The organism is Nostoc sp. LEGE 06077 (genome assembly GCF_015207705.1).
GTDB lineage: Bacteria > Cyanobacteriota > Cyanobacteriia > Cyanobacteriales > Nostocaceae > Nostoc_B.
The window spans coordinates 1-6,541 of record NZ_JADEWI010000112.1 but is presented as its reverse complement, the minus strand read 5'-3'; the positions used below and the strand labels follow the sequence as shown (position 1 = coordinate 6,541).

General features: G+C 46.0%; 7 protein-coding genes. All 7 read left to right on the top strand.

Annotation, left to right across the window (positions count from 1 at the left end):
- The first annotated feature begins 590 nt into the window (after positions 1-590).
- Positions 591-1,091 (top strand): SRPBCC family protein, encoded by a 501-nt coding sequence (locus tag IQ244_RS31905; protein ID WP_193900665.1) that lies wholly within the window; start codon positions 591-593, stop codon positions 1,089-1,091.
- 93 nt (positions 1,092-1,184) lie between these two features.
- Positions 1,185-2,354 carry a zinc-dependent alcohol dehydrogenase gene (locus tag IQ244_RS31900; RefSeq protein ID WP_193900663.1) on the top strand — a complete coding sequence of 390 codons (1,170 nt, stop codon included), beginning with the start codon at positions 1,185-1,187 and terminating at the stop codon, positions 2,352-2,354.
- Between the two features lie 124 nt (positions 2,355-2,478).
- Complete coding sequence (locus IQ244_RS31895) at positions 2,479-3,657, top strand: zinc-dependent alcohol dehydrogenase (protein WP_193900664.1); 1,179 nt, start codon at positions 2,479-2,481, stop codon at positions 3,655-3,657.
- Between the two features lie 54 nt (positions 3,658-3,711).
- Positions 3,712-4,275 (top strand): type 1 glutamine amidotransferase domain-containing protein, encoded by a 564-nt coding sequence (locus IQ244_RS31890; RefSeq protein WP_193900662.1) that lies wholly within the window; start codon positions 3,712-3,714, stop codon positions 4,273-4,275.
- Entirely contained in the window at positions 4,272-4,628 is a 357-nt protein-coding gene (locus IQ244_RS31885; RefSeq protein ID WP_322746148.1) for an aldo/keto reductase, read from the top strand. The genes IQ244_RS31890 and IQ244_RS31885 overlap by 4 nt, the downstream gene beginning before the upstream one ends.
- A gap of 250 nt (positions 4,629-4,878) precedes the next feature.
- Complete coding sequence (locus tag IQ244_RS31880; RefSeq protein ID WP_193900661.1) at positions 4,879-5,067, top strand: hypothetical protein; 189 nt, start codon at positions 4,879-4,881, stop codon at positions 5,065-5,067.
- 80 nt (positions 5,068-5,147) lie between these two features.
- On the top strand, positions 5,148-6,176 hold the full coding sequence (locus tag IQ244_RS31875; protein ID WP_193900660.1) for a glycosyltransferase family 4 protein: 1,029 nt from the start codon (positions 5,148-5,150) through the stop codon (positions 6,174-6,176).
- Positions 6,177-6,541: the final 365 nt, after the last annotated feature.

The following is a 6,541-nucleotide window of genomic DNA, read 5'->3' as shown; positions in this document are numbered from 1 at the left end:
GTAGAGGAATTAACATCTCTGTTAGATAAGCTGTTGAATCAAGGCGAGTTAGTGATTAAGTGGCATCGGAAAATCAAAAACAAAGGCAATCTCAGCTATATTGCAGCTTAAATGCTGATTAGCTTAATACTCCGCCTCGACCTAACTGATACCCAGATCCTGCTAACAATGATTATCATTATTATTATGTATGTTAATAATTCATCTTTAAAAGTGCGTTGGGAGTACGGTGTCCTCCAACAATTTACAATCATACCTTGAGCATTCAATATTCAATATTTAGATGCGTTCGCACTGTTCTGCTTTTTGGGAGAAGGCTTGGTAGCGTTGTGCAAACACCATTTCTGCTTCTGAAAACGCGACTATTTTGTCAATTAACTAAGTGTTTTTGTATACAAATATTGTAACTGCCAATTACTACTTTTGAAGTATCGATTTATTGAAAACCTAAGACTATTGAAAGAATATAAGTATTTTTTTTTTAACTACAACTCTAAGCAATAGAAGAGTTAAGACAAATCAATTTGTCCCAACTTTGATAATTAAAAGACATATAGCAAGCACAAGAGGCAATGGTCACGAGTACAGTCATGAACCAACGGGTCAAAGTTGAAAAGACTTTAACCATTAACAAACCAGTAGAGGAACTTTATCGCTTTTGGCGTAACTTTGATAACTTGCCACGCTTTATCAAGCATCTCAAAGAGGTGAGGGTATACGACGAGAAGCGATCGCACTGGATTAGCAAAGGATTCTTAAATGAAAGCGTTGAGTGGGATGTAGTTATTACCGAAGACCGAGAAAACGAATTGATTGCCTGGACTTCGGTTGAAGGTGCAGCAATTGAAACCTCTGGTCGCGTCCACTTCAAGCCAGCACCTGGGAATCGTGGCACTGAGGTAAAAACAATCCGAGAATTTACCCCGCCTGGGGGTGCGATTGGAGCTGCTTTGGCGAAGCCCATCGCAGACATCGCTAAATTATTTGGCGAAGAACCAGAACAGCAAATCGGAGATGATTTACGCCGCTTCAAAATGATGATGGAAGCAGGCGAGATTGCCACCACAGAGGGACAACCAAGAGGGAAATAGTCACTTGTCCTTTGTTTATTAGCTAACGACAAATGACTAAGGACTAATGAGAAGACTAACGACTAATAACCAATGACCTAAGGACTAATGACTATGAAAGCAGCTTGCTGGCATGGTGCTAATGATGTGCGGGTCGAAACAGTTCCCGATCCAAAAATTCTCAACCCGCGCGATGCCATCCTTAAAGTGACATCAACAACCATTTGTGGTTCTGACTTGCACCTCTACGATGGCTACATTCCGACGATGCAACCGGGTGACATTCTTGGTCACGAGTTTATGGGGGAAGTTGTTGAAATTGGTAGCGAAGTCAAGCAATTGCAAAAGGGCGATCGCGTGGCTGTCTCTTCTATGGTCGGCTGCGGCTCGTGTTTCTTCTGCCAACGAGATTTATGGTCACTATGCGATAACTCCAACCCCAACGCTTGGATGCAGGAGAAGGTGTTTGGCTTTGGTACGTCGGGAATTTATGGCTATTCCCATTTATTCGGTGGCTATGCCGGTGGCGATGCAGAATATGTTCGCGTGCCGTTCGCTGATTTCGGCGCGCTTAAACTTCCCCAAGACATTCCCGATGAAAAACTGCTGCCGATCACCGATGCCTTTCCCACCGGCTACATGGGAGCAGATTTATGTAATATTCAGCCTGGAGACACCGTAGCAGTCTGGGGTTGTGGCCCAGTCGGACAGTTCACTATGGTCAGTGCCTATCTACTCGGTGCCGAGCGCGTGATTGGCATCGATCGCTTTCCCTACCGCTTGCAACTGGCTAAGGACTTCGCGAAAGCGGAAACGATCAATTATGAGGAAGTCGATGCGGGCGAAGCCCTGAAAGAAATGACAGGCGGGCGCGGTCCCGATGCTTGCATTGATGCCTGTGGCATGGAAGCTCATGGGATCGGGCTGGAAGGATTCTACGATGAAGCGAAGCAGGCAGTACGGCTGGAAACTGATCGCCCTCATGTGTTACGGCAAATGATTCTGGCTTGTCGCAAGGGTGGCACTCTGTCGGTCATGGGCGTTTATGCTGGCTTCGTGGACAAGATGCCGATGGGCGCTTTCATGAACAAAGGTTTGACGCTCAAAACGGGACAAATGCACGGTCAAAAGTATATGCCTCGGTTGCTGGGTCACGTCATCGAAGGCGAAGTCGATCCATCTGCTGTATTCTCACATCGCCTCAGTCTAAAAGACGCACCACGCGGCTTTGAGCTTTTCAAACACAAACAAGACAACTGCGTCAAAGTCTTACTCAAACCCTGATTTTCAAGCCAATTTTGGGGTGCAGCAAGGTTCAAAGACACTAAGGAAGCTTGTCATCTCTTACCCTTTGCGTCTAACGCTTCGCCTCTGGCTAATGCGCGAAATAAAAAAGGAGAACAACTCAATGAGAGCAGTTTGCTGGCACGGCGCTAACGAAGTGCGGGTTGAAACAGTACCCGATCCAAAAATCATCAATCCGCGTGATGCGATTGTTAAAATCACGTCAACGGCGATTTGCGGTTCTGATTTACATCTTTATGACGGTTACATCCCCACGATGCAAAAGGGCGATATCCTGGGTCATGAATTTATGGGGGAGGTCGTCGAGCTAGGCAGTGCCGTCAAGAATGTGAAGATAGGCGATCGCGTTGTCGTCCCCTTTACCATTTCCTGCGGCTCCTGTTTCTTTTGTCAAAAAGATTTGTGGTCGCTGTGCGATAACTCCAACCCTAACGCTTGGATACCGGAAAAACTCATGGGTCATTCCCCATCTGGTCTTTTCGGCTACTCCCATATGATGGGTGGCTATGCTGGAGGTCAAGCTGAATATGCCCGCGTTCCCTTTGCCGATGTCGGTTTATTCAAGATTCCTGATGGACTAACAGACGAACAAGTCCTGTTTCTGACGGATATCTTCCCCACTGGCTATATGGCAGCGGAAAACTGCGATATCCAGCCAGGAGATACTGTAGCGATCTGGGGCTGCGGTCCAGTCGGACAGTTTGCCATTAGAAGTGCATATATGCTAGGTGCCGAGCGCGTCATTGCGATTGATCGAGTTCCCGAACGCCTACAGATGGCGAAAGACGGCAAGGCAGAAGTCCTTAACTATGAGGAAGTTGATGTTGGTGAAGCCCTCAAAGATATGACCGGTGGGCGCGGTCCAGATGCTTGCATGGATGCTGTGGGAATGGAAGCCCACGGTACGGGTCCTGATGCGTTTTACGACCAGGTAAAGCAAGCCGTGCGTATGGAAACCGACCGACCCACTGCCCTAAGGCAAGTGATTGTTGCCTGTCGCAAAGGTGGCACTGTTTCAATTCCTGGTGTTTACGGCGGCTTTGTAGACAAGATACCGATGGGTGCTGCCATGAACAAAGCCTTAACATTTAAAACGGGACAAACGCACGTTCATAGGTACTTGCGCCCGTTACTCGATCGCGTCCAAAATGGCGATATCGACCCATCTTTTGTAATCACCCATCGTCTGCCGCTAGAACAAGCACCGCACGGCTACGAAATTTTCAAGCACAAGAAGGACAACTGTATCAAGATCGTGCTCAAGCCAGGTCAGGCTGCCTAAAACCCCACAAGAACACGAAAAAACCAAGTCTAGCCAATACTTTAGGAGGTAGAGATGACAGAAGATCTCACAAATAAGAAAGTTGCCATTCTGGTTACAGATGGCTTTGAGCAAGTTGAAATGGCTCAACCCAAGCAAGCCCTTGAGTCAGCAGGTGCTCAAACCCACATCATTTCACCTAAGAGCGATCGCGTTCAGGGCTGGAACCATTATGACAAAGGGGATTTTTTCCCGGTAGATGTCCCCCTCGATCGAGTAAATCCAGCCGACTATGATGCCCTCCTGCTTCCCGGTGGTGTTGCCAATCCAGATCAACTTCGGACTAAAGCTAAGGCGATCGAGTTTATAAAGTCCTTCTTTGATACTGACAAGCCGGTAGCAGTGATCTGCCACGGACCTTGGACTCTGATCGAGGCAGATGTGGTGCGCGGACGGCAGATCACCTCGTGGCCGTCGCTCAAGACCGATCTCCAGAACGCAGGTGCCCAGTGGGTAGATCGGGAAGTTGTAGTTGATAGCAACCTCGTGTCGAGCCGCAAGCCAGACGACATCCCAGCCTTCAACCGGGAAATGATCGAGCTGTTCAGCCATGCAGGGCAGGTACGGCAGATGGCGTGAGGACTCGGAGCGTTAATCACGAGGACAGGTATGGAACAGCATCGATTTGGTTCCACGCAGCGCGAGGTGGCAGCGATCGGGTTTTCCTGGTTTCCAAGGTTCTTCCTGGAAATGCTTCTCGGAGAGGGACGATCATAGCCTGCGAGAAATCGCTCGCTCGACTTCATCCCGATCGGCTGGACTCTTATCTGTTGCACTGGCGCGGTCAATACCCACTGGAGGAGACGATCGCTGCCTTCGAGCAGCTTCAGCACGAGGGGAAGATTCTCTGCTGGGGCGTGAGCAACTTCGATGTGCCATTTCACGACTTGCTCCTGCTAGATCGAGTAGACTGGCTGTTACAGCTTTGTTAATCCCTTGGCTGGTTGGTAACTGAAATATCTAAAAGTCATTCACCGCAGTACTTTCAGGCTATCTTGCCTCTGGTGACAGCTTTGCTATATCTACGCCATCAAAGTTGTACTCAAACCATAAGGCAGGAGAAAAGACACGGAGAGTATTAATCATCACTAATTTTGCTTCTGTTAAAAATGTTGTAATTCTCTTAACCAAATAAATCAGCCCATCACATAACATCTTGAAAGAGATAGATTAAATACCATTGTGTCTATCATCAAAATTTACTCTGTGGTTGGCATTCAAAGCTTTACTTTAGTTGTGTTTAACACACAGGGATATTTTTGGGAGTTTCGGTTAGTTAGTGCTGATGGCGCAGTATTTGGTGAACAAAGACTGTACTATACCCCCCAAGCAGCAGCAGCAGCCGGCCGGAAGTGTATTCAACTTGACTAGTAATGAACTGAGTTACTTTAAAACCCTTTTTAAAAGAAAGACCTTCTTGAAATTCTAGTCTTAAGTTTTTAGGAGTTTCTATGCGGATTGCTCAAATTGCTCCTCTTTGGGAGAGAGTTCCACCTCCTGGTTATGGTGGAATAGAATTAGTTGTGGGCTTATTGACCGATGAATTAGTTAGGCGAGGGCATGAAGTAACGCTATTTGCATCCGGAGATTCAATAACTTTGGCAAAGCTGCAATCAGTTCATCCTTATCCTTTGAGACTAGATTCAAGCATCAAAGAGTGTAACCTCTATGAAATGTTGGAACTGGCTTTGGTATATGAGCAAGCAGAAACCTTTGACATAATTCATTCACATACAGGCTGTAGTGCGTTGCTCTATGCGAATTTAGTAAAGACACCGACAGTTACCACATTACATGGTATCTTTACCCCTGATAACGAAAAGATATTTCAATATGCCAAAAACCAGCCCTATGTAAGTATTTCCAATTCCCAACGTGAATCTAGGTTAGGGTTGAATTATGTAGCAACTGTCTACAATGGCATTGATATCAGTAGTCATAAGTTTCATCCTCAGCCGGACGAACCACCTTATTTGGCTTTTTTGGGAAGAATTGCACCAGAAAAGGGAACGCACTTAGCAATACAGATTGCAAAAGAGGCTGCTTGGCGTTTAAAGATGGCAGGTAAGGTGGATGTCGTTGATGTGGAGTATTTTGAGCGAGAAATTCAGCCCTTAATTGATGGTCAGCAAATTCAGTATTTGGGTGAAGCTAACCATGTTCAAAAGAATGCTTTGATGGGGGGTGCAGTAGCAACTTTATTTACGATTACTTGGCGAGAACCATTTGGTTTGGTAATGACAGAATCAATGGCAGCAGGAACACCAGTCATCGCCATGAATTCGGGTTCAGTTCCCGAAGTAATTGTCCACGGAAAAACTGGCTTCATCTGTAACAGCATTTCTGAATGTGTTAATGCCGTTAACAAAGTGGCAGAACTAGATCGTCATGCTTGTCGTAAGCATGTCGAGAATTGTTTTAGTGTGCCAAAAATGGTAGATGGCTATGAAGCAGTTTATCAAGCTGACTTTTCCCGTTAAGTCTTGAAAAGCTTACTAGCAAAGGATTTAAGTAACCCAGAAAATAAAATATACAAATCATATTAAGAAATGTTGATACCTGCGTTTCTTACTTTGTATCTGAAAGCCAGTTTGAAAGGGCATTTTTCCAGCCAAGACCGAGCAACAGCGATGTACAACCGAAGCTTTCAAAACTCTTTCTCTGCTTACATTTCAAGTCACAATTAAGAAATGCCTTCACGAGTTTTTCTTAGAGGCGGGTCAGAGAAATGTTTCCCTGACCATGCTTTTTAAGGCCAAACACTTCGCTCTGGCTGCGAACGCACCATATTCTTAAATTTTGTAAAAGGTGCATCAAACAGCAGCTTGATTGTGCCTGTAGCCCC